The organism is Facklamia sp. P9177, from assembly GCF_050409585.1.
Lineage (GTDB): Bacteria > Bacillota > Bacilli > Lactobacillales > Aerococcaceae > Facklamia.
Genome location: NZ_JBNUPE010000009.1, coordinates 58,077 through 81,393 on the forward strand (window position 1 = coordinate 58,077; position 23,317 = coordinate 81,393).

At 35.0% G+C, this 23,317-nt stretch carries 27 protein-coding genes and 3 pseudogenes; 27 read left to right on the plus strand and 3 right to left on the minus strand.

Going from position 1 to position 23,317, the window contains the following annotated elements; translation table 11 throughout:
• Positions 1–14: 14 nt before the first annotated feature.
• From ACQV18_RS06020 to ACQV18_RS06045, 6 genes are all read left to right on the plus strand, one after another.
• Complete coding sequence (locus ACQV18_RS06020) at positions 15–293, plus strand: head-tail connector protein (protein WP_428892720.1); 279 nt, start codon at positions 15–17, stop codon at positions 291–293.
• Between the two features lie 109 nt (positions 294–402).
• Entirely contained in the window at positions 403–588 is a 186-nt protein-coding gene (locus tag ACQV18_RS06025) for an HNH endonuclease (RefSeq protein ID WP_428892734.1), read from the plus strand.
• 112 nt (positions 589–700) lie between these two features.
• A complete protein-coding gene (locus ACQV18_RS06030) occupies positions 701–1,060 on the plus strand; it encodes a hypothetical protein (protein WP_428892721.1) in 360 nt (119 codons plus the stop codon).
• Entirely contained in the window at positions 1,057–2,703 is a 1,647-nt protein-coding gene (locus tag ACQV18_RS06035; protein ID WP_428892722.1) for a terminase large subunit, read from the plus strand. Before ACQV18_RS06030 ends, ACQV18_RS06035 begins: the two co-directional genes overlap by 4 nt.
• A 14-nt stretch (positions 2,704–2,717) precedes the next feature.
• Positions 2,718–3,128, plus strand: coding sequence for a phage head closure protein (locus ACQV18_RS06040; RefSeq protein WP_428892723.1), 411 nt, complete (start codon positions 2,718–2,720; stop codon positions 3,126–3,128).
• Positions 3,129–3,274: 146 nt separating this feature from the next.
• Positions 3,275–4,015: a hypothetical protein gene (locus tag ACQV18_RS06045; RefSeq protein ID WP_428892724.1), complete on the plus strand. Its 741-nt coding sequence runs from the start codon at positions 3,275–3,277 to the stop codon at positions 4,013–4,015.
• 457 nt (positions 4,016–4,472) lie between these two features.
• Here ACQV18_RS06045 and ACQV18_RS06050 read toward each other — a convergent pair whose 3' ends face one another.
• Entirely contained in the window at positions 4,473–4,637 is a 165-nt protein-coding gene (locus ACQV18_RS06050; RefSeq protein WP_428874243.1) for a hypothetical protein, read from the minus strand.
• Positions 4,638–4,920: 283 nt separating this feature from the next.
• On the opposite strand from ACQV18_RS06050, the gene ACQV18_RS06055 reads away from it, so the two are divergent.
• The 8 genes from ACQV18_RS06055 to ACQV18_RS06090 all read left to right on the plus strand — a co-directional run bounded on the left by ACQV18_RS06055 (position 4,921) and on the right by ACQV18_RS06090 (position 12,987).
• Positions 4,921–5,493: a TetR/AcrR family transcriptional regulator gene (locus ACQV18_RS06055; protein ID WP_428875506.1), complete on the plus strand. Its 573-nt coding sequence runs from the start codon at positions 4,921–4,923 to the stop codon at positions 5,491–5,493.
• Between the two features lie 33 nt (positions 5,494–5,526).
• Entirely contained in the window at positions 5,527–5,991 is a 465-nt protein-coding gene (locus ACQV18_RS06060) for a hypothetical protein (RefSeq protein WP_428892725.1), read from the plus strand.
• An 11-nt stretch (positions 5,992–6,002) separates the two neighbouring features.
• Entirely contained in the window at positions 6,003–7,196 is a 1,194-nt protein-coding gene (locus ACQV18_RS06065; protein ID WP_428882486.1) for an iron-containing alcohol dehydrogenase, read from the plus strand.
• Between the two features lie 17 nt (positions 7,197–7,213).
• Positions 7,214–8,584 (plus strand): aldehyde dehydrogenase, encoded by a 1,371-nt coding sequence (locus ACQV18_RS06070; RefSeq protein ID WP_428874239.1) that lies wholly within the window; start codon positions 7,214–7,216, stop codon positions 8,582–8,584.
• Between the two features lie 556 nt (positions 8,585–9,140).
• Positions 9,141–9,644, plus strand: a complete 504-nt coding sequence (locus ACQV18_RS06075) for a GNAT family N-acetyltransferase (RefSeq protein WP_428892726.1) — start codon at positions 9,141–9,143, stop codon at positions 9,642–9,644.
• A gap of 121 nt (positions 9,645–9,765) precedes the next feature.
• A complete protein-coding gene (locus ACQV18_RS06080; protein ID WP_428874237.1) occupies positions 9,766–10,245 on the plus strand; it encodes a cupin domain-containing protein in 480 nt (159 codons plus the stop codon).
• Between the two features lie 608 nt (positions 10,246–10,853).
• Positions 10,854–12,185, plus strand: coding sequence for a sodium-dependent transporter (locus tag ACQV18_RS06085; protein WP_428874580.1), 1,332 nt, complete (start codon positions 10,854–10,856; stop codon positions 12,183–12,185).
• A 478-nt stretch (positions 12,186–12,663) separates the two neighbouring features.
• Complete coding sequence (locus tag ACQV18_RS06090; protein ID WP_428875511.1) at positions 12,664–12,987, plus strand: hypothetical protein; 324 nt, start codon at positions 12,664–12,666, stop codon at positions 12,985–12,987.
• A gap of 32 nt (positions 12,988–13,019) precedes the next feature.
• On the opposite strand, the pseudogene ACQV18_RS06095 reads toward ACQV18_RS06090, so the two are convergent.
• A pseudogene (locus ACQV18_RS06095) lies at positions 13,020–13,256 on the minus strand (transposase); the annotation flags it as partial.
• A 153-nt stretch (positions 13,257–13,409) separates the two neighbouring features.
• Here ACQV18_RS06095 and ACQV18_RS06100 point away from each other — a divergent pair.
• The 8 genes from ACQV18_RS06100 (at position 13,410) to ACQV18_RS06135 (ending at position 19,946) form a co-directional block, all read left to right on the plus strand.
• Positions 13,410–13,727, plus strand: a complete 318-nt coding sequence (locus tag ACQV18_RS06100; RefSeq protein ID WP_428892727.1) for a hypothetical protein — start codon at positions 13,410–13,412, stop codon at positions 13,725–13,727.
• Between the two features lie 57 nt (positions 13,728–13,784).
• Complete coding sequence (locus ACQV18_RS06105; RefSeq protein ID WP_428876321.1) at positions 13,785–14,084, plus strand: type II toxin-antitoxin system RelB/DinJ family antitoxin; 300 nt, start codon at positions 13,785–13,787, stop codon at positions 14,082–14,084.
• Positions 14,081–14,395: a type II toxin-antitoxin system RelE/ParE family toxin gene (locus ACQV18_RS06110; RefSeq protein WP_428892728.1), complete on the plus strand. Its 315-nt coding sequence runs from the start codon at positions 14,081–14,083 to the stop codon at positions 14,393–14,395. Before ACQV18_RS06105 ends, ACQV18_RS06110 begins: the two co-directional genes overlap by 4 nt.
• 297 nt (positions 14,396–14,692) lie before the next feature.
• On the plus strand, positions 14,693–15,754 hold the full coding sequence (locus ACQV18_RS06115; protein ID WP_428892729.1) for an extracellular solute-binding protein: 1,062 nt from the start codon (positions 14,693–14,695) through the stop codon (positions 15,752–15,754).
• Between the two features lie 77 nt (positions 15,755–15,831).
• Complete coding sequence (locus ACQV18_RS06120; RefSeq protein ID WP_428876324.1) at positions 15,832–16,854, plus strand: ABC transporter ATP-binding protein; 1,023 nt, start codon at positions 15,832–15,834, stop codon at positions 16,852–16,854.
• A complete protein-coding gene (locus ACQV18_RS06125) occupies positions 16,854–18,569 on the plus strand; it encodes an ABC transporter permease (protein ID WP_428892730.1) in 1,716 nt (571 codons plus the stop codon). Before ACQV18_RS06120 ends, ACQV18_RS06125 begins: the two co-directional genes overlap by 1 nt.
• Before the next feature lie 255 nt (positions 18,570–18,824).
• Entirely contained in the window at positions 18,825–19,055 is a 231-nt protein-coding gene (locus tag ACQV18_RS06130; RefSeq protein WP_428874374.1) for a PF20097 family protein, read from the plus strand.
• Positions 19,056–19,484: 429 nt separating this feature from the next.
• Positions 19,485–19,946, plus strand: coding sequence for a Dps family protein (locus ACQV18_RS06135; RefSeq protein WP_428892731.1), 462 nt, complete (start codon positions 19,485–19,487; stop codon positions 19,944–19,946).
• 176 nt (positions 19,947–20,122) lie between these two features.
• On the opposite strand, the gene ACQV18_RS06140 is transcribed toward ACQV18_RS06135, so the two are convergent.
• The gene (locus tag ACQV18_RS06140; protein ID WP_428874372.1) at positions 20,123–20,743 is read right to left on the minus strand and encodes a nitroreductase family protein; all 621 of its coding nucleotides are present in this window, start codon (positions 20,741–20,743) and stop codon (positions 20,123–20,125) included.
• Positions 20,744–21,314: 571 nt separating this feature from the next.
• On the opposite strand from ACQV18_RS06140, the pseudogene ACQV18_RS06145 reads away from it, so the two are divergent.
• The 5 genes and pseudogenes from ACQV18_RS06145 to ACQV18_RS06165 form a co-directional block, all read left to right on the plus strand.
• A pseudogene (locus tag ACQV18_RS06145) lies at positions 21,315–21,641 on the plus strand (helix-turn-helix domain-containing protein); the annotation flags it as partial.
• 51 nt (positions 21,642–21,692) lie between these two features.
• A complete protein-coding gene (locus ACQV18_RS06150) occupies positions 21,693–21,932 on the plus strand; it encodes a transposase (protein WP_428874371.1) in 240 nt (79 codons plus the stop codon).
• A 37-nt stretch (positions 21,933–21,969) separates the two neighbouring features.
• Entirely contained in the window at positions 21,970–22,254 is a 285-nt protein-coding gene (locus tag ACQV18_RS06155) for a hypothetical protein (protein ID WP_428874370.1), read from the plus strand.
• Between the two features lie 297 nt (positions 22,255–22,551).
• A pseudogene (locus tag ACQV18_RS06160) lies at positions 22,552–22,683 on the plus strand (hypothetical protein); the annotation flags it as partial.
• Between the two features lie 93 nt (positions 22,684–22,776).
• Entirely contained in the window at positions 22,777–23,121 is a 345-nt protein-coding gene (locus ACQV18_RS06165; protein ID WP_428892732.1) for a transposase, read from the plus strand.
• Positions 23,122–23,317: the final 196 nt, after the last annotated feature.

Genomic DNA, 23,317 nt, shown 5'->3' on the forward strand with positions numbered 1-23,317 from the left:
GGGTTCAAATTTTCATGCCTATTAATTTAGAACAAGCGAAAGATAAATTAAGATTAGACAATGATTTCAACGATTCAATCATTCAATCCTTAGTTGATGCTGTTCCTAACTATATTGAATCTACAACAGGCATGACAGTTGAACAACAAGAAGCAGAGCCACTAGCTACAACGGTTGGTGGCTTTCTTGTTCAACTGTGGTATTATCCTGAAAACACAGATACATATAGATTAAAACAGGTTATAGATAGTTTGCTAATGACACTAAAAGATAGAGTAAATAAAAATGAGTAGAAGTAAAAAACAAAATGAATTCTATTGGTCTAAAGAGTGGAGAGCAGTAAGAGACTACTATTTATCTAAGGAGAATTATATTTGTGAGTTGTGAGGGAAACCTGCAAAGATAGTTCATCATAAGATTTGGTTAAGTGATGATAATTTAGATGATTTATCAATCACTTTGAATGAAGATAATCTTCAAGCTGTTTGCCATGATTGTCATAACAGAATACACTTTGGTTCAAAGGCAGTTATAAACGGTTTAGAGTTTGATGAAAACGGACAGATTAAAGAAGTGGGGAAGGGGTAAGTTGGTCATTATGATCCCCCCTTAACTCCTTCTTATTTTAAAAGTCTTATCAGCGGGCGGGAACAACACTTTTCCTCTCTATTAATAAATTTTTTAGGAAAGGGGTAGAGATATGAAAAAGAAAAAATTAGTTATTAAGAGTACTAACTATATTAAACAGTTTGATAATTTGTTAGAAGTCATTCCAATTGAGAAAAAAATTTTAGCTCAAGAGGTAATTTCAGAACTAAGCTTTATGAGAAGTATTTTAAATGATCTCAAAAAGGATATTTCAACTGTAGGTGCTACAGACAATATTAAGAATGGTAATGAGAAAGTATCTAGAAATCAAACACCAGAATTTAGAGCATATATGGATATTTCAAATAGATATAATCAATATCTAAAACAATTGCTTGCCTTGTGTCCTAAAGATATGCCTGAAAGTGTAGAAAATGATTTAGAAAAATTCATCATTAATGGTGCTGCTTGATAAATTATTTAAAAGAATATTCTGAAAAAATAGAAACAGGCGAGCTAGTCACCTCTAAACGAGTGGCTAAAGTATATTCAGAATTAAATGAAAGAATTAAAAAGCCAGAGGGGCAATTCGTTTTTAATAATGACAAAGCTAATTATGCAATAGAATTTATTGAAAGATTTTGCAAGCATAGTAAGGGTGAATGGGCAGGGAAGCCTGTAGAACTAGAGTTGTTTCAAAAAGCTTATATAAGTGCCCTTTTTGGTTTTGTGGATAAAGATACTGGATTGAGACAATATCAAGAATCATTGTTACTGGTAGGGCGAAAAAATGGTAAATCTACTATGTTATCTGCTATTGCTTTATATATGTTAGTAGCAGATCATGAAGCAGGGTCAGAAGTATACAGTGTGGCCACAAAGAAGGATCAAGCTAAAAGAGTCTTTGAAGAAACTTATAATATGGTTCAGCAAAGTAAAGATATTAGTGAGATGGTTAAGAAACGTAAATCAGATTTATACGTTCCTATAACCTTTAGTAAATTTGAACCTTTAGGGAAAAACTCAGATAGCTTAGATGGTCTAAACAGTCATTTAGTTATTATAGACGAGTTACATGCTATAAAAGATAGAAATCTATATGAGGTTATGAAACAATCTCAATCCTCTAGAAAACAACCATTATTAGTGATGATAACCACTGCAGGGACTCTTAGAGAGTGTATCTTTGATGATATGTACAGTTATGCTTGTAATGTTGCTGATGGTAACTTTGAAGATGAAACCTTTTTACCAGTGTTATATGAATTGGATAAGAGGGAAGAATATAAAAATCCTGATTTATGGGTAAAAGCTAATCCTGGTTTAGGAACCATTAAGCGTAAATCTTATATCGAAAAACAATTGTTAAAAGCTAAAAATAGTCCTAGAGATTTAAGAGGTGTCTTAGTTAAAGACTTTAATATTCGAGATAATGTAAGTGAAACCTGGTTAAGCTTTGATCAGATAAATAATGATGAAACATTTAATCTATATGATTTTAATGGTAGATATGCTATAGGCGGTGTAGATTTAAGCTCTACCACAGACTTAACTTGCGCTACTTTATTATTCATGGATAAAGACAGCGAGAAGCGATATGTTCACCAAATGTATTGGTTACCTGAGGAAGGCTTTTTAGAACGTGTGGAATCAGATAAGATACCTTACGATAAATGGAGAGACCAGGGTTACTTAAGGCTATGTGAGGATAATAAAATTAATTATGGTGATATCACAAAATGGTTTATTGAAATGGTAAAAGATTCAGGCATAAGAGTTGCTTGGGTTTATTATGATAATTGGAGTGCTGAATATTGGGCTGAAGAAATGCGAGAGTATGGCTTTGATATGAATATATGTAGACAAGGCTATAAAACACTATCAGCACCAATGAAGAATTTAGGAGCAGATTTAGAAGCTAAACTAATTAATTATAATAATAATCCAGTTTTAAAATGGTGTTTAACCAATACAGCAGTTAAAACGGATATTAACGGTAATATAATGCCCGATAGGTTAAATTCAAAGATGAAAATTGATGGTACAGCTAGTTTATTAGATTCATATGTAGGATTAATGGAGCATTATAGTGAATTTAAAGAAGTACAGCCATAGAAAGGGACTTTAATATGACAATAAACGATCGATTATTTTCCACAAGAAGAAAGAAAAGAAAACTGAAAGATAAAAAGATTCAGTTTTATCAAGAAGAAACTTTAAGAGATAAATTCAATTCACCTATTGGAACAGGATTAGTTTTAAAACTCAATAATATATGGGCTTATGTTCGTCAAACTTCAGCAGAGGAATATTGGCGATCAGAGTATATCAGTGATCAGAATTACAGTGTGGATTTATTGATTACTATTAATTATCGTGAGGGCTTAAATAATGAAATGATCATAAGATATGCAGATAAGCTTTATCAAATTACAAGAATCGATTACTTTGAAGGGAATAAGGAAGATATTTTAATAAGTGCTAAAACTTTTAAAGATATAACAGATAGAAGTATAAAAGACCAAATAAAAGACTTTTAGAGAGGAAATTTTTTATGAAAGAACTACTTAGATTATTAAAAGAAATTTTGGTAGAATTAAAAGAGATTAAAAATCAATTAGTTACACAGACTATGTTACTAGATAGAATGGACGATAAAATGTAAGCAACTGTGAAGGGTGATAATATGAGAAAATTTAAGGAAAAATATTTTGAGTATATTTTGATGTTTTCGTTGTTTTTAAACGTTGCTTTTATTTTTAAAAACATTCCTTTTTTAGAAATATACTTAAAAAATGGTACTTTTGTTTCAATTTGTGCATTGCTTTTTAGTATATTAAGTTTTAGAGAAAGTATAAGTATTACAAGAGAACACTTTGAGCGAGACCTTCATTTTAAAATTAATCAAAAGCAGATAGATGAAATAAAAAAATATTCTTCTCAAATCATTTCAATTTCAAATCAATCATTAGGAGCATTAAATTCAATTCCTGATCATCTAATTAAAATGAAAGCTATTGACAGCAATAAATTTAATAATACAATTATAGAAGGGAAAATATACAATTATTATGAAACGATATCAAAATTATCGAGAGAAATTTATGAAAAAACTGAAATATTAAATATAACAGTACTAAGAGATGAAGAAGAACAAGACTTTTTAAGTTCACTAGAAAAAGCAGCTTATTCGGTTCAAAAATGTAGCCTAATTTTAGAAGATCAAGGTAATCTATTTAACCTTGATATAAATATGATTAAAAGTTTTCAAAATAAAGTTGATGAACATTATAAAGATAGTGAAGATTTAATCAATGAGTTCATAAAAGAGACGAAAAAGTTAGTAAAAAAATTAAACAAAGAGGTTTACGATCACAATCACAGGGGAACGCACGAAGCTAATGGCATTCATTGTGGCATTCAATGAGCGCTAAACATTGGTATATAAGGGTTGTTTGAACTCCCCTCATCTCCATTGTTTTTTAATAAGAATATAGATTTATCAGTATTTTAAGACATAAGTAGTTGAACTTAAATAAAGTTATGGTTTGAAATGCTTAATAGGTCTTATATTGAGATAAAATAATCTATATTCTTTTTTGTATGGTAGTGAATATAGGGCAGTGTCAAATAAATTGTGTAAGCTAATGTAAGATTAAGTAAAAAACTTCTAACTAGATAATATTATAGGCATTATACGTCATCCCCTATAGGGGATGAATTTTTTTGCTTTGACCTTTTCCTTGTATTTCATCTAGCATTTTACTTAGTTCCTACTGTGCTTGACCAAACCCCTTATGGATTCTAGAAGAAAACTTCGTATTTAATTTTGAAACATAGGTATATAGATACTTTTCTAAAGATCTCTCATGGGAAATTGTTCCTTAACCATTGCAGCCTTTGACTTCCGATTTTTCGTAATTAAGAAAGACTGTCCTTTCGCATACAGGTAATAAGTTAATCGCTTCTTCTAAGTTTTGACGAAATAGGTCTTGAACAGATTTATCTTCTGCTAGTGCTGTGAATAATTTTGTGCTAACGACTTCCATAAGGGACCTCCTGTGTGATTGCTTATTTGATTTTACAATCTTACATAAGAGAGGTCTCTTTTCTACAAAGATTCGGAGCTTACACAAAATATTTTACGCTCTGAAGAAAAGCGTAATTATCTATATTAGAAGGTTATTATATTGTGGGATCTCTCCCTTTTAATAACTTCTTTTTTCTTAATCATAGTAGCTTTAAAATAAGCATATTTGACACTAAAAGCTGGTTGAATTAAACTTAAACTAATTAATCGGTCAGTCGACCGAACGGGAAATGGGTGGATAAATGACAAAAATATCTATTAGTGATGGGAACTCTAATCAAGATATGCGATCTTATATACTTGAGATTGCATCAGTTTTAATTAGTGAATTAGGCATTGAAGAAACAACTTTGCGTAAAATTGCTGAAGCAGCGGGTATTAGTAAAGGAACGCTTTATTATTATTATCCTGCCAAACAAGCGATCATTTATGAATTGGCAGAAAAAAATTTAGAAATGATAACAGAAGACTTACTTTTATTCATTGAAGAGTCTGATGAGGAGATTGATGCAGAAGAAATATTGAAGACTTTATTTAATAAAATTATCTATGCGGATACTAGAGGCTCCTTACATCTTTATCTTTTAAGCGATGCGATTACTAATAATCAATCCTTGGCTAAAAAGTTTGAAACACGCTATCAGTCCTGGCGAGAGACCATTCGAAAAAGTTTAATAAAAGGATTAAAGCGACAGGGAAGAGATTATCACGCCCTCTCTTATCTTATTTTAGCTTTGTTAGATGGCTTAATTATTCAACAGAAATTTGCTACGGAAGAAATACCTGTGAATCAGATTGTTAAATTGCTTATTTAATTAAGCAAAATTTATAAAAGGCGGTTGCATGTTATGAAAAAATTAATGGTAGAAATTGGTTTAAAATTTTTAGTAAGAGGATTAATAGCTGCTGCTAAAGTAGAGCCTGCAATTCAGAAAGAGTTAGGACACTATGCGGATGGTTTCTTGTTTGAATTGACAGTTTTAAACACTAGTACAAAAGTATTCTTTGAAAAAAGAAATGATGGCTTTAATTATTTAGGAAAGCATGTGGATGCCCCAGCTGATCTGTCGATTATTTTTAAAAGTTATCGGGCTGCACAAATGTTAATTCTTGGTCAAATAGGTCTGCACCAAGGCTATGCTCAACATCGTTTTATTGTTAAAGGTGATTTCCTAAAAACTATGCCTCTCGTTCGAATTTTATATTATGTAGAAGCTTATCTTTTCCCAAATTTTATTAGCAAAAATATTTTAAAAGAACAACCAGTGCTTTCAGCCAGCAAAGGCAAAGCCTACTTTCATTTAGTGTTTTAAGGAGGATTAGTATGAAAATACCAGAATATTATGAGTTTATGAATTCAGTCAAGATTTTATCTGGCAAAGGCGCTTTAGAAAACATCCCATTTGAATTATTGAATTTAGAGGCCCAGAGGCCTTTGATTTTAACAGATGAGTCATTGATAAAGCATGGACAAGTGCAAATTATTACAGAGGCTTTAGAAGATGCCAACATTGAAATCGCTGCCATCTTCAAAGAGATTCCACAAGACTCATCATTAAATGTGGTCCACGAAATCAGTGACGTCTATCAAACACATCAATGTGATAGTATCATCGCTATTGGCGGTGGATCAGTTATTGATACTGCTAAAGGAGTAAATGTTTTAGTTTCTAAAAAAGTCAAAGACTTAAATGAACTCATGGGGTTAGAGCTAGTCGGTGGTAAGTTAAATCCTTTGATAGTCGTGCCAAGTACTGCAGGCACAGGCTCGGAGGCAACCTTAGTCTCAGTGATTGCGGACACGAGCCGTAAGGTAAAGTTGGAGTTTATTTCATACAGTCTTTTACCAGATGTGGCTGTTTTAGATTATCGAATGACAGCGTCACTTCCAGCGAAAATAACTGCATCAACTGGAATCGATGCCTTAACACACAGTATTGAGGCCTTAACGGGTTGTCAAAAAAATCCACTTAGCTCTGCTTATTCCTTAGCTGCCATAGAATTAATTGGGAAGCACCTTAAAGAAGCGGTCCAAAATGGTAAAAATAAAGAAGCTCGCATAGCCATGGCGAATGCGTCCTTAATGGCAGGTATATCCTTTTCTAACTCAATGGTAGGCATTGTTCATGCGATAGGCCACGCTTGTGGATCAATCAGTAAAATTGCCCATGGAGATGCGATGGCGATTTTACTTCCATATGCTATGGAAATGAATTTAAAGCATTCACAATCTTGTAAAGAGGAGTATGCTAGAATTTTATTGGCTTTCTCTGGACCAGAAGTATACAGCCAGACACCCAAAGATCAAAGAGCCGCTCGTACAATAAATGCTATCAGAGATTTACTTAATGAATTGCATAAAATAGCGGGTTTACCGACCCGTTTGCGAGATGTCGATGTTAAAAAAGAGGATTTTAAACAGATTGCCAAGACAGCCATGAATGATGGGGCTACAATTGTGAACCCAGTGCAAGTTACTACTGAACGGATTATGGATATTTTAGAAGCAGCTTATTAAGAAGGAGCATGATAAAAATGGAAGAGACAAGTGGTGTATTAGAAAAACAAAAAGAATATTTTGCAAGTGGAGAGACCAAAGCAATTGATTTTCGAATTGCTAAGCTGAAAAAATTGTATCAAGCGATTGAAGACTATGAGCTTGAAATATTAGAAGCCTTAAGAAGTGATTTAAATAAAGCAGGATTTGAAGGCTATGTTAGTGAGATTGGATTGGTTTTAGAAGAGATCACTTATATGTTAAAAAACATGAAGAGATTACTCAAACCTAAGCGTGTACGAACACCAATCTCTCAGTTTCCATCAGTCAGTCGTGTCTATAAAGAGCCTTATGGGCAGGTGTTGATTATTGCCCCTTGGAATTATCCATTTTTGCTGACTTTATCGCCACTTGTTGGTGCCTTAGCGGCCGGAAATACTGCTGTTATCAAACCCTCTGAATTTGCACCGGCTACGTCTGCTATTATTAAAAAAATGATCGCAGATACCTTTGATCCGGCTTATGTGACGGTGGTGGAAGGGGCTGTTGAAGTTAATCAGTCTTTGTTAAGTAAAGATTTTGACTTAATTTTTTTCACAGGAAGCAAACAGGTGGGGAAAATTGTAATGGAAAAAGCAGCTCAGCATTTGACGCCAGTCGTCTTAGAATTAGGTGGGAAAAGTCCAGCCATTGTTGACAAATCAGCCGATATAAAAATAGCTGCTAAGCGAATTGCTTGGGGCAAAGCTTTAAATGCAGGACAAACCTGTGTGGCTCCAGATTATTTACTTGTTCAAGAAGATGTGAAAGAAAAACTAACAGAGGAATTAATGAAGACTCTGGAAGGTTTTTTTGGCAAGCACGCAGAAACCAATCCTGAATATCCCAAAATAATCAGTGATAGGCATTATCAGCGATTACTTAATCTGCTAGAGACAGGCAAAGTGATTTACGGGGGTCAAAAAAATGATGAAACACACCAAATAAATATCACATTAATGGAGGATGTTTCTTGGAAAGATCCAATTATGCAAGAAGAGATATTTGGTCCGATATTACCCATAATCACCTATAAGACTATAGATGAAGCGATGGATCATATTAAGGCACGTCCAAAGCCTTTAGCTTTGTATTTATTTACAAAAGAGAAAGATATTGAGCGAAAGGTTTTAACGGAGGTTTCCTTCGGAGGGGGAGCAATAAATGAGACAGTAACCCACCTAGCGACTCCTTATATGGGCTTTGGTGGAGTGGGAGAAAGCGGAATGGGCAGCTATAATGGCAAAAACAGCATTGACACCTTTTCTCATAGTAAAAGCATCTTGAAAAAAAGTAATTGGCTTGATCTTCCTTTCCGTTATCCACCTTATAAGACAAGTATAAAATGGATCAAAAAGATTATGAAATGAGATATTTTTTAGCTAGCAATAAGCAGTTGACTAGCAAGTAAATGTTCAGCATACTTTAAGTTTTGTTTAAAGAGAAACTAGTATAAGAAATCGATAAAATTAATAATATAAAGATCTTTATAGGAGAGATGCCCCCCAAAGATAGAGCTATCAAACTCACTTTTGGGGGTTATATTAGAGTAGCTGATTATTTTAATAGCAATAAATTAAATGCAAGTAGCCTTTTAAGGAAGTATAAAGACCTAGCATTGAATGGGCTCACTAAAAAAACTATAGCTCTTCATGAGTGGAACCTAAGACTAAAACAGCTCGATCAGGACAGTGTTTTTATTTGCTAACTTAAAATAGATGTTGACTAAGTAAAGTATAAACTAATAGCTATGACAAAGTTTTTAACTTCTAGAAGATTGCCTAAAGATTTAGCTTATGGAAATCACTATTTTTATTTAAGGAAGAATTTGTTTTATGGTTTGATAGCCTATGAAAAGTTTTGTAAACTTTGCTATGCTTGTAATAATACGAAAAAAATAGTTACGAAATTGACGGAGGATTTATAGTGGAAAATTTTACTGCAATCTGGAATATCTATGAAAGCTCTTTTCCTGAAGATGAAAAAAGAAGTTTAAACTTACAATTAGAAATATTGAAAAATCCTAATTATCAAATGAAAGCCTTAGAAGATGACGGTAGAGTATTAGGTTTTATATCTTTTTGGGACATTGGAGAATATGTATTTATTGAACATTTTGCCATAGATGACAGTTTCCGAGGTAGAAATTATGGCAGTAAATTTTTGAATACTTTCTTAAATGAAGCTGATAAAAAAATAGTCTTAGAGGTAGAAAAGCCTGAAGACAATATCACTAAACGAAGAATAAGTTTTTATCAGCGTTTAGATTTTAAGTTGAATGCTTATGACTACACGCAACCTCCATTAGAAGAAGGGAAAAATGCGATTCCGCTTTTATTGATGACTTATCCAGAAGCAATGGATCAAGAGCAATTCAATAAGGTTAAAGAAGCTTTGTATCGGGTCGTTTATTCGAATGAGATTAAGTAATCCGGTAAGATGCTAGCAAAATCGAGAAAGTTTACTAATTACAAGGCTGCTTAAAGTGGATAAGAATTTTAGACCCTTACACTCCCTATGCTAAAATAGTATAAAATGTTAGGAGATTATTATGAATCAATCAATGGAAGAATGGATAAAAGCTTTGGATATGGAAGCTCATCCGGAAGGTGGCTATTATTGCGAAGTTGAAAGATCACAAGACAAACTAAAAATAAATGGGAAAGAACGTTCTCTGTTCACTAGTATCTATTTTCTATTGGAAAAAGAAAACCCCTCACATTTTCATCGTTTAACTGCTGATGAAATATGGTACTATCATTACGGACAGCCATTGACCGTGCATATGATTTCTCCAGATGGCGATTATACAAATGTTACTTTAGGACTAGCTGTTGCGCAAGGTCAAGTACTGCAATATCGTGTTCCTAAAGGGACAATCTTTGGCTCAACCGTTGAAGATGGGTTTTCGCTCGTATCGTGTATGGTTTCACCAGGATTTGAGTTTGAGGATTTTGAGTTGTTTCGTTACCATGAACTGATCGAACAGTACCCAGAGTATGAAGAAATGATCCAATTATTGAGTAAATAATAAAAATGGAAGAAGCAGAGTGTTTCTTCCATTTTTTTTGGTAGTAAAGCTTATCTATTGGAATCAGCATCTATCCAAGGGTTTTTACTATAGACCTTTATCTTTTGAAGGGTAGATTGTTGTTTTTTATTGATGAAGATGCTGCTGAATGACTTTCAGTTCCCTCACGTTCGGCGTTGATTGGTTTAAAGGAGCATTCTCCATTTTCAATTATTGATTTTCTTTACCTAAGAGATCGGCTGGGTAAAATAATTTCTCATTTGACTTTCTGTCAAGCCTATTAGATAATTAAATAAATAAAAAAAGAGAAAGGAAATCACACAAATGAAATTCACCATTCATTCATGGCAGGCTTGGCATAGTTGAGTGGTCTAACTTCTGAAGTAAGAAGGCTAGGCTCACTTTATTTTTCATGTATAAATGGAGCCTATGCCAGTGTGATTTTTAATAGATAGTTGTTTAAAAGACACTGCATAGATCAATTTAAAATTGATGACGCAGTGTCTTTTTGTGTCTTTATATTGATATGAGCTCCATTTCCGCTGAAAAATAGGGTTAAAGGATTAGCTAGTAGCATTTCTAAACAAAGGAAACGAGGAGTGAAAAAATTGAAAGACAAAAAAATAATAGGAGAAAGAGATGGTTTTCAAAGTAGGCTAGGTTTTATTCTAGCATCAGTGGGTTCAGCGGTAGGGATGGGAAATATATGGTTATTCCCTTATCGTGTCGGTCAATTTGGAGGAGCGGCTTTTTTAATCCCCTATATTCTTTTTGTGATTATCATTGGTTTTACGGGAGTAATTGGTGAGATCGCGTTGGGAAGAGCGATGAAAGCAGGTCCTCTGGCTGCCTTTAAGAAGGCAATGGCTAAAAGAGGCAAGCCGTATGGCGAATGGCTTGGCTTAATTCCCACCATCGGGTCTTTAGGGATCGCGATTGGCTACTCGGTTGTCATTGGCTGGATTTTAAGGTTCACCTTTGGGGCAATCTCAGGTTCGATGATTCAAGCGGCAGATAGTTCAGCTTATTTTGAAAAGATTGCTGGGAATTTTGGAAGTATTGGCTGGCATCTAGCTGCACTCATCCTAACTTTTGGGATTATGCGAGTGGGCATTTCAAAGGGGATTGAAAGAATAAATAAAGTGCTCATGCCCGGATTTTTTATAATGTTCCTGCTTTTAAGTATTCGCGTGATCTTCTTACCGGGAGCAAGTCTAGGGTATGCCTATTTGTTTCAACCTGAATGGGAAGCGCTAAAAAATCCACAAACATGGGTCTATGCATTAGGCCAAGCTTTCTTCTCCTTGTCCTTAGCTGGTTCGGGAACATTGGTGTATGGGAGTTATTTAAGTGAAAAGGAAGATGTGGTTACTTCTGCGACCTATATTGCAGTAAGTGATTTAATAGCAGCTATATTGGCTGCTCTCGTTGTTATTCCATCTGTGTTTGCTTTTAATATGGACCCAACCGCGGGCCCTCCTTTGATCTTTATCACCATGCCAGCGATTTTTAAACAAATGCCAGCCGGTAACTTATTTGCCATTCTTTTCTTTATTGCAGTACTGTTTGCAGGGATTAGCTCCTTGATCAATTTATTTGAAGCTCCAATCGAAGCGCTTCAAGAAAAGTTCCATTTTTCAAGAGCAAAAGCGGTAGGAATCGTAGCGAGTATAGCGATAGCCATCGGAATATTTGTTGAAAATGGCGCTATTTTAGAAAGTTGGATGGATATTGTGAGTATCTATGTGATTCCATTAGGCGCTTTGTTGGCTGGAATTATGTTTTATTGGGTATGTGGACCGGACTTTGCTAGAAAGCAAGTACAATTGGGCTACAATAAGACTCTGGGGCCATGGTTTGAGCCAATGGGCAGATATGTCTTTGTAGGGTTGACGATTTTGATATATATTATGGGAATATTTTATGGTGGGATCGGTTAAATCGTTTAGTGCATTCAGATGGTTGCTAATATGGATAATCCTATAATTTAAAAAAAGACATAGAAGCATTAAATTTAAGCTAAACGACTATCCTTAGTCTAAGATTATTAATGTTGAGCTAACAGAGTTGAGTCAATCTCTTAGTCATTTTAAGTTCAAACAATTAATCACTGTCAAAGTTTTGGGTAGTATTAAATTGTTTTGTATAAAGAAATATCAATGGATTATTTGGTATTTTGTTGAAGTAGAATAGGTGAAATAATTGCAGAATAATCAAATAGTGTTCTATTTATGAGCTGATGGCTAGGAGTCTTGTTATAATGATGATAATAGCCAATAATTAGGAGAGTGACCAGTTTTCAAGCATTCTATTTTAAAATTAAACGATTGGTTGGTGGGCTGTTAGAGTGAATATTGAATAAGATTGCTCTAATAAAGTAAAGAAGTAAAAAAATGTGAATTTGTGAAGGAGTTGGAAATGGAAAAAGTTAGAAAAATGCTGGTATATTTGATCGTAATAGCTTTTGCCTTTTATCTATTGCCATTTTTCATTAAAAATACAGGAAGTGGGATGTTGGTTTTACTATTGGCTGTCCCAATGACATGTTTTATATCATCGCTAATCTATGGAATGAAGCACTCATTTAACTGGATTTTTCCAATGCTTGTTGTCTTGCTATTTATTCCTACCCTATTTATTTTTTATAATGAGAGTGCAAGTATTTATTCTTTAATCTATGGCGTTATTTCAGTGCTTGGAAGTTTTTTGGGAAGTTTACTTTATAAGAAAAAGAAGTTTTAAAAGGAAATTCCAGTCTGTAGTTGTTAACACCCTTTTAAATCAAGTGTTCCTACACAAGTGGTAAACTCTCGCTCATAATAGCCGTTTTTTTGATTTTGACGACTTTTTAAACGTTCATACTCATCGGCTTGAATATATTCTGTTCGTTGGTTTTCCATTAACTGATTAAATACTGTCGTCAAACTATTTTTAGATACCTCCTCTTTTACTGAATAATCAATAATAATTTGAACCACTTTGCTGTGTAGTTTAAAATGTACTTGGGTCATGTAAGTCCTCGGTATGTTTTGGAGTAAAAACATTGTACCGTAAAAGGAGCTTTATATGGCTCTTTATCTTTTACACAATTATATGGACTTTATCCGAATAACTCTAATATTGATATAGGTTCTTTAGAACTCTTTGAGAATGTAGCCTATGTCATGGCAAGACATGGGGATAAGACGGTAGAAGACAGTCCAGAGGAATGGTTAGATAATTTTTCTACTTTTTCTATTTATCAAATCCTACCCCAGCTAATAAAATTGTGGGGATTAAATATTAAGACGGAAAAAATACTTAAAAAAGTAAGACCAATGACCACCCCCTTATTTTTATTAAGAGCAGTGGAACGTGGTCTTTCTGTTTTTGATTTAGATTTACTCACCATTGGACTTATAACTGATATGGACACAGAAAAAACTAACGATGAGTGGAAAGATAAGCAAGTAGTTACACAGGAGGACTTTGATAAACTTTAAATGTATAGACATAGTATTGACGTATTTGATATAATTAAGCAAAAGGAGGAGTCAATTATGGCTAAGTCAGCAAACCTAAATATAAGGATGAAACCGGAAATTAAAGAAAGGGCGGAGGAGATACTGAAATCCTTGGGCATACCTCCATCAAATGCAGTGGATATGTTTTATAGGCAGATTATTCTTAATAAAGGCTTACCTTTTGATGTAAAATTACCGGATGCAAAACTTGTTGATATTTTTGACATCTCAAGGGATGAATTAAACAAGATGCTAATGGAAGGGATAAATGATTTAAAAGATGGGAAATATGAAAATGTGGATGAGGCTTTTAAATCAATTTACGATCAATTATGAGCAAATATACTATTGTAGTATCATCTAGAGCCAAAAAAGACATCATTAAAATATATGAGTATATTTCTGCAAACTTGAATTCTGATTTATCCGCATTAAGGTTAATAAAGAAAATAGAAGAGTCTATAAGAGGGCTTGATGAAATGCCTGAAAGATTTAGAAGGTATAGAGATGAAGACTTAGATAAAGAGAATATAAGAATTTGTCCCGTAAAAAACTATCTTATTTTCTACCGAGTAAATAATGGAGAAAAGCTAGTAGAAATAATCCGTGTTCTGTATTCAAGAAGAAATTACGAAGATATTTTATAAAGCACCTATCAAAAAGGGAGGTGCTTTTTTGATGCCTAAAATTAAGGAGGTGATATATTGGCAAATAGAATAAAGAAAATAACGGTAGAAATCGGTGGAGATACGACCAAATTACAGGCTGCATTAAAATAAGTAAATATCTTTAACGATATGAATCCATCAACGTTGGTAAGTGTTTAAATTAATAATAAATACTTGAATCAGCTTTTGAAAGGAGAGTAACTTTGTCACAACAATTGACTTTAATAGAGTGGGTTGGTAATCTTAGTTTGAAAAAAATAATGAGGGGCTTAATCAATGTATAAAAAATTTTTAATAGCATCAATGGCCGTTTTATCTGCATCCGTTTTTACTAGCACTGGACTTGCTAAAGGAATGGCACAAGACGAAAAGCGTACAGTAACGATTTATTCCAATACTTATTATGACGATGCGCGTACGGTTCGGCTTGTCGAATTAGCTGAAGCTGAAGGCTTTTACTTGGAAATGGTAACCGCTCCGGGGGGAGATACTTACAATCGGCTACTGGCTGAGGCAAACGATCCACAAGCGGATGTGATTATTGGGATGGATGAAGCCAACTGGTTAAATGTACAAGAGCAAGTTGATTTACATGCTTTTGAACCAGTTTGGGCCGAAAACGTACCCGAAGAAATTATCATCGGCAAGGGTGAATTTTATCCTTTTGCTGAAGCGTATATTTTTGGGATGTACAATCCTGAATTTATAAACCAAGAAGATGCTGTAAAAACATTGGAAGCGTTAGGCCAAGAAGAGGCGTTGAAGAATAAGTACCGTATTCCTTCGGATTTAGCAGGTTCAACCAACCAAAAAATTATTCTTTCCATGCTAATGCAATACCGCGACGATGAAGGAGAACTTGGAATTTCTGAAGAAGGGTGGCAAAAAGTTGCGACTTATATCAATAATGGCTACCAAGCACGTGAAGGGGAAGACCAATGGGTGCTTTTCCAAGAAGGCACAACCCCTTATAACTACTATCATATTTCAGGGACTGCGCTTGCCTTAGAAGAGTACGATGGCTTAGCATTAGAGCCAATCGTTCCAACATACGGTATTTTTTCCATGACTGAGCAAATCGGGATTTTAGATAAGGGAGAAGAGTATGATTATTCAGCGGCTGAAGATTTCGTAAACTGGTACGGCTCTGATGAAGTGCAAAAAGTTTTTGCTGAAGAATTTGGCTTCTTACCGGTGACGGAAGGTGGCCAAGAAGTGCTTTCCGAACCCCTAAAAGCATTATTAGATAAAATGGTCCGTATGGATGTTGACTGGGATTTCTACCGTCAGAATGTAGATAGTTGGGTAGAAAAATTAGAACTGGAATATATGCCATAAGATCATTCACGCCAAGTCCTCATCCTCATTTCGAGGCTGAGGCTTTTTGTTTTCTTATTCAATAAAGGAGTGGGCTTATGCTTAAATTAGAATCAATCGAAATTCGTTATGGAGACTTTGTCGCGGTCAAGGGTGTTAATTTATCAATAAATAAAGGAGAATTTTTTACTTTATTGGGTCCTTCCGGTTGTGGAAAAACAACCACCCTTCGCGCCATTGCAGGCTTAACATTACCGAGTCATGGTAAAATTTTATTAAATGAACAAGACATAAGCTATCAACCAGCTGAAAAAAGAAATATCGGCATGGTGTTTCAATCCTACGCTTTATTTCCGACGATGACTGTCTTTGATAACATTGCTTATGGTTTAAAAGTAGCGAAGGTAAATCGTGAAGAAATTAAACAAAGAGTAGCCGAACAAGCGCAATTAGTCGACCTCGACACCACCCTTTTAACTAAAAATGTTTCCCAGTTATCAGGTGGACAGCAACAGCGTGTGGCGATAGCAAGAACGTTAGTTACTGAACCGGATTTAATTTTATTTGATGAACCCTTATCCAATTTGGATGCAAAATTACGCGAACAGTTGAGAGGGGAGTTGAAAGCTATCCAAGCGCGTACAAATCTTACAGCTGTTTATGTTACGCACGATCAACGCGAAGCTTTAGAATTATCAGACCGAATAGCTGTTTTTAATAAGGGGGAAATTCAGCAAGTGGGAACGCCAAGTGAAATTTATAATCGGTCAGAAACAGAATTTGTCTGTAATTTTGTCGGAGATGTCAATTTTCTTTCAGAAAATTTAGTAGAATGGCTGAACCGTCAAAGCGATTTCAAATTCGATCGATCGAAGCGTCATTATATTCGTCCAGAGAACTTGCATGTGCACAGATATCCTTCTGACAATTTAAGTTTTACGACGACCCTTACGAATAAAATCTTTCAAGGAGATGTTATTCTATACGAAGTTGAAGCGGGACCGTCAACACTTCGTTTTATGACGCTCAACCAAACATTGAACACCTTTCAGCCTGGCAATTCTGTGACCCTATCTTTAGATACAGCAAGCATTTTATCCTATGAAAAAGGTGAGAGCTAATGCCAAAAATATCTAATAAAAAGGTGACTCATTTATTCTTCTATACTTTTATCATTTGGCTAGTTATTACCTTTATTATCTATCCAATTAGTGTTGTTTTCACCAATAGTTTACTAGTGGGTGGCAACCTTGATTTTTCTTCAATTGAGAAAGTGTTAACGTCCAAACGCGCCATGCAATCGATAAAAAATTCCTTTGTTTTAGCTGTTTCTTTGGCTGTATCAGTGAATTTCTTAGGCGTGTTTTTAGTTCTAGTCACGGATTATTTTGAGATAAGCGGGGCAAGATTCTTGAAGATGGGCTACATGACCACCCTGTTAATGGGTGGAATTGTCATGAACTTTGGCTATCTACTTGTTTATGGAAAGAATGGGTTTTTGACCAAGTTATTAATGGAGGTCTTGCCCAATTTAGATCCTTATTGGTTTGAAGGATTTGGAGCTGTTTTCTTTGTAATGACTTTCGGCACCACTCATATTTATATGCTTTTCTTATCATCCGCTATCCGATCGGTTGATTTTAACTTGATTGAAGCAGCCAAGTTGATGGGATCAAGCCCTAGTTATATTTTGAAAACGGTTGTTTTACCAACACTTAAGCCGGTAATTATAACGCTGACTATTATGACCTTCCAAACAGGCTTGGCAGCTTTTTCGGCGCCAGTTATGGTAGGAGGGAAGACGTTTCAGACGATTAGTCCATTAATTTTAACCTTTGCCAATCGGCCTGCTTCTAGGGACTTAGCGTCCATTCTATCGATTTTTCTAGGCTTCACCCAAATTTTTTTACTATATAGTATGACTCGTAACGAACACCGCCTGCGTTACTTATCTCTGTCAAAGACGCAAGCTCGTTTGCAAAAGCAAAAAATTCAGTCGCCTATCTGGAATGCAGTAATTCATGTGCTAGCTTATCTTATATTGATAATTTATTCCTTACCGCTCGTGGCTTTAATCATCGCTTCTTTTTCAAAATCTCAAGCCCTACGATCTGCTAATCTTTCACTTGGTCAGTTAACTTTAGATAATTATGTCAAGGTTTTTTCACTGAGTGACAACCTTCAACCCATTGTGACCTCCATTTTTTATTCATTAATTGCTGCACTGGCAGCCGGTTTTCTAATGGCTATTGTTGCTCGCAAGCTTCACCGTGGGCAGCTAAAATTTTTCACGTCTCTTTTAGAATACGTCTTTTATATTCCTTGGTTGATTCCAGGGATACTGTTGGTAGTGGGGTATCTGATGGCTTATGATCGGCCTTCCTTTTTATTAGGAGGACATTCAGTAATCGGATCTTGGTGGATTTTACCCATAACTTATATGGTAGTTTCCCTTCCTAATTCCTTGAGGTATTTGAAGGCAGCTTATTATGGATTGGATAATCAGTTAGAAGATGCTTCGGTCCTATTAGGAGCTTCATCAGGGTACACCTTTAGAAAGATTGTGTTACCAGTTATCCTACCGACTATCCTAGCACTTATAGCCATTCATTTTAATCGGCTAGTCGATGATTTTGATCTCTCAGTCTTTTTATATCAACCCTCCCAGCCTACTTTAGGTATTGTGATCCGTCGTAATGCGAACGCAGACACTAACAGTGACGCTCAAGCAATTAATGCGGTTTATTCCGTCTTTTTAATGGGGATAAAGGGACTCGCGTTGTATTTCATATATGGTCGGGGAAATCGCTTAGCTGAGGAAAGAAGAGGGAAATGACCTCTAAGGAATCGTCTGTTATTAAAATAAAAAAAATTAAGTAAAATAAAAACGCCACCTTCAAAAGAAAGCCCCTTTACAAATAAAAATAACCATTCTTTCTTTGTGAAGAGAGTGGAGAAATAAACGCAGTACAACTTATTCCATAGTGGCATAAACTGCATCACTTGAACCGTTAAAAGTAAAACGGTTATAATTTCTCTAACCGATAAGTTTGTGATAGTCGGTGCATTAAATTTTAAAGGAGATGATTGTATGAATTGTCCTCAATGTGGTAACGAAATGTTAAAAGGGAGTTTATTAGGAGATCGCTATGCGATTAAGTGGCAGCCCGACGATAAAAAATTAGTCGGTGGTATATTTGCTAGCGGAGGATTCGCTTTAAAGAGTAATGGTTCTTTCTTAAGTCGCCCTAAAGCAGAGGCTTTTGTTTGTGAAAACTGTGAATTATTAACCGTCGATCTAAAAACGCAACGTAAAAAATAATAAGCTCTTAAAATAGCTGGAAAGGCTTGAATTTTCAAGTCTTTTTTTATTAATCAGGGGAAAAATGTTTTAAGACCTCTTGTTAAATTCGCTTGCTTTCTTATTAGTTATTTTATTCGTGTACTTTCGTGAATCGATTCTTATTCATCGCTAACAGGGTTCGCGAGTGAGCAATTGTTCAATGGAACGTTTCAAGAGGTGTTTTCTTTTACTAATTCATTTGGTAGATAGTTCTTGTTGCTGGCTAATCAGTGTCGGATAATAGCTGTTTTAATTAAAAGGATGAAGGGAAACCGAAGTGATTAATTTTTAAGTATGGTTGAAGATAAGCATAATAATTAACTATTGAAGAGGAACATGCTATGCTAAAGATATAAAGCAATGGTGAGAAAAACCTTGCTTTAAAAGCAAAAAATAGGAGGAAATCGTATGGAGAAAAAGGTGTTTGATCTATTAAATAAAGTGGTTGCTACACAAGGTGTTTTCTATACTCGGCTGCATCAATTTCATTGGTATGTAAGCGGAACACGTTTTTTCACACTGCATGAAAAGTTTGAAGAATTGTATGATCAGGTGACAGCTGATATGGATGAGGTTGCTGAACGTTTATTAGCTATTGGTGGTCAGCCATATGCCACTTTAACAGAATTTATTGAACATTCTGTTATTAAAGAAAGTACTAGTGATCAAGCATTATCACAAGATCAAATGGTAGAAGCGATTGTCAACGATTATAGAACATTAATTGCTTTGTATGATGAAGGCATTCACTTAACCGATGAAGCAGAAGACTTTCCATCAAATGATATGCTCATTGCTTTAAAATCCGAGGCTGAAAAAACAATTTGGATGTTAAATGCTTACTTAAATAAAAGTGCTAATGAAAAATAGTCATAACATCTCCCTCCGTTATAAGAGGGAGTTTTTTTGTTCAGTGAATTCTTTTTAAGAAGATTGTTTAAGTTTATTGGCGTATTTTTCTATTTAAAGCTTAATAAAAGATTTAAAAAAGAAGTATTATCCATTTGGACAATACTTCTTTTCAAATGTTAATGAAAGTGTTTTACTTATTTTTTAACGATGAATCGCTCTTCTACTGGTTGGAACTCTTTAGGGCCAGCTGGTGAACCGATTTCGCCAAATGGCATTTGAGCGACTAATTCCCAGTCTCTAGAAATGCCATAAGTTTCATAAACTTTTTCATCAATCACACCATTATAGTGTTGTAAGGAAGCACCTAAATGTTTCTCAGCAAAAGCAGTCCATACATTAAATTGATGCATAGCATTAGTATGTTGAGCCCAAGTAGGGAATCCATCAGCAAAGATAGGGAATTGTTCTTGCAAACCTTTAACGACTGTCTTATCTTCGAAGAAGAGAACGGTTCCGTATGCATTTTTGAACATATCCATTTTTTGTTGTGTTCCTGTGAAATCAGCATCTCCCATCATCTCTTTTAAAGACTCTGTAGTTAAATCCCAAAGTTGTTTGTGGTTATCGTTTAATAGTAAAACGATACGTGTACTTTGTGAGTTGAAAGCTGAAGGTGTAAATTTAATTACATCTGCAATGATACTTTCAATTTCTGAGTCACTGATTGGTGATGCAGCCTTCAAATCGTAAATTGAGCGTCTTTTCTCAATCATGTCTAAAAAGTTTTCTTTTGGTTCTTTACTAAATAATCCCATTTCTTTCACTCCTAAATCTAATTTGTAATTGCTCTAATCAGATACACTCAAAGCTTAGTTTTCGTATATCTCTATTTTTAAGTATACACTATTCTTAACAAATAGCAAGTATAAGTTTCAAATTTTTTCTAAAGTTACTAAAAGTTTTGATCGATTGGAGTTATTTGCTGCTATCTAATCAAGAGATGGCAGACATCTGTCTTAAAAGATCTTCTTAGTAATTTACTGTTAGTGCCTTTTACTTTTGCTGACCAATAGAATTTAAAAAATGTGTAAATTATAAGCTAGATAATGAAGTAACAAACGTTAACTAGAACTAAAAACGAAATGTTTTTATAAAAATTAATATTAATTAAATTGATATTAAGATAAACATCAGTCTAAATTACTATCAAATAAACCTTAAAAGTGGAAAAAAAGATTGAAATAGTGAATTGTAAAATAAACTTAGCCATATAAATTAGAAAAAGAGCCAGTGTGTTTGCTAATCTATGTAGTAACAACCCAAACATAGAGTAGGAGACTCCACACGGCTCAAACATATTGTACAACCTCTCCAAAAGGCAAACATCTATTTTATGAAGAACGTGTGAATATTGAAGCTTATAAAACAAAAGCCCCACCTCAATCCAACCGAGCAATCGCTCGATTACTCGGACGTTCATCACAGGCCATTCATACAGAAGTGAAACGTGGCACTGTTACTCAAAAACGCAAACAATCTGCAAACGGAAAGACCTCTATCTACTTCTGGAATGTCTATAGTGCTGTTGCTGGGCAAGCGACGTATGACCACTTGCATGATGGAACGGGTCGACAAGCTAAATGGATTACTAATATAGTAGTAATCACAAAACCATTTAGGAGGGTTTTTCTACGTAGCAACAGTATACTATGAATTAAAATTGCTTGTCACTGAAAATGGATTGTTTATTCCCTGAAAATCATAGTGTTTAGGCGAAATCATGAGATAGTCGAACAGATTTCAGAATTAAATATTCGCCCATTTGAACCTGCCGATGGGCGACCTTCTTATCATCATTGTGTTCTAATTAAAGCATTGTTATTTGCTTATTCTGAAGGCAGTTTTTCAGGCCGTCGTCTTCAAAAGATGATGGAAGAAAAGCTTGCCATGCATTGGTTAACTGATCAACAGATTGTTTTCTATCGCACAATCAATCGCTTCTGATCATCTGAGACAGCTGCTTATTTTCTACAGGATTTTTATGTTTTTTACTGTACAATTAAAAATTGACCAGCTGATTACCTACGATCATATGTTTATAGATGGGACGAAGTTTGAAGCTGACGCTAGTAACTATTCGTTCGTATGGAAGAAAGCCATTGACCGTTATGAAGCAGCGCTCACCCACTCGGTGACGACGTACTTTAGCGAACTGATTCAACCGGAGATTCAGCAGGCAATGACTTTCGATCAAGCCGACACCTTACAGGAAGACCTCGTTACGATTGGGAAGCTCTTAAGCGAAGAAGTTGAAACGCTTAATTGAGCGATCGAATCGCAAATTGTTGCCGGAGCGAATGAACGCAAAAAGAAGCGCCGTCGTCTCATAAAGTATCACCGAAAAATTGCCCAGGATTTTATTCCTCGTGAAGAAAAACACATCGTTTATCAAGAGACATTCCACGGTCGCAATAGCTTTTCTAAGACCGATCACGACGCAAGGTTTATGCGGATGAAGGAAGATCCTATGCGCAACGGTTAACTCAAGCCGAGTTATAGTGTTCAGATTGCCACGGAAAATCAATAGGTCTTAACCTATGATGTCTTCCTCAATCCGACAGATACGCTGATGCTCATTCCATTTGTGGAACAGTTTGCCCATCAACCACGTTTTATTATCGGGGATGCTGGGTATGGCAGTGAGGAAAAATTAACTGACTTAACTTCCCATGGATACAAGCACCTTATTAAATAGAATTTATTTGAAAAAGAGCAAACGAAGAAATACCAACGGACCTTTAAATTTAAGGGGAACTGGCGTATCGACCCTCAAGCACAGACAATCACATTGCCTGAAGGAAGTATTTACTACTATCATCATACGCGACATGCAAAAACACGTAGTGGCTATAAAAGTACGATGAACGTATACCGACCGAAAGAGCCAGATAAGGCGCCTCAAAAAGCAATCTATCACAACTCGTATTATGAATCACTCAAGCAAAACGAACGAGCGAAGCTTTTATCTGACGAAGGAAAGGCACTCTACAGTCAACGAAAGATTGATGTAGAGTCTGTATTTGGACAAGTAAAGGCGAACTTAAGTTTCACTCGGCTCCACCTTCTCGGTAAAGATAAGTTGAAGACTGGTGTCGAGCTGCTATTTATGGCCAATAATCTAGGATCGCTGTAAATTTTGTGGCGGCTGAGAAGCCCTTTTGTCCCAACTCTTTTTTGTATTTAGATTTTTTAATTGTATCAAAGTAATGTCAACCGTAAATGAAAATGTCCTGAAATTTTAAAAATTTGTGGGATTCGAACCCACGCGCGCTTGGCTTGGTGAACTCGAGGAAAAAGTGAGAATTTCTATTCTCATCTTTTTCCTCGAG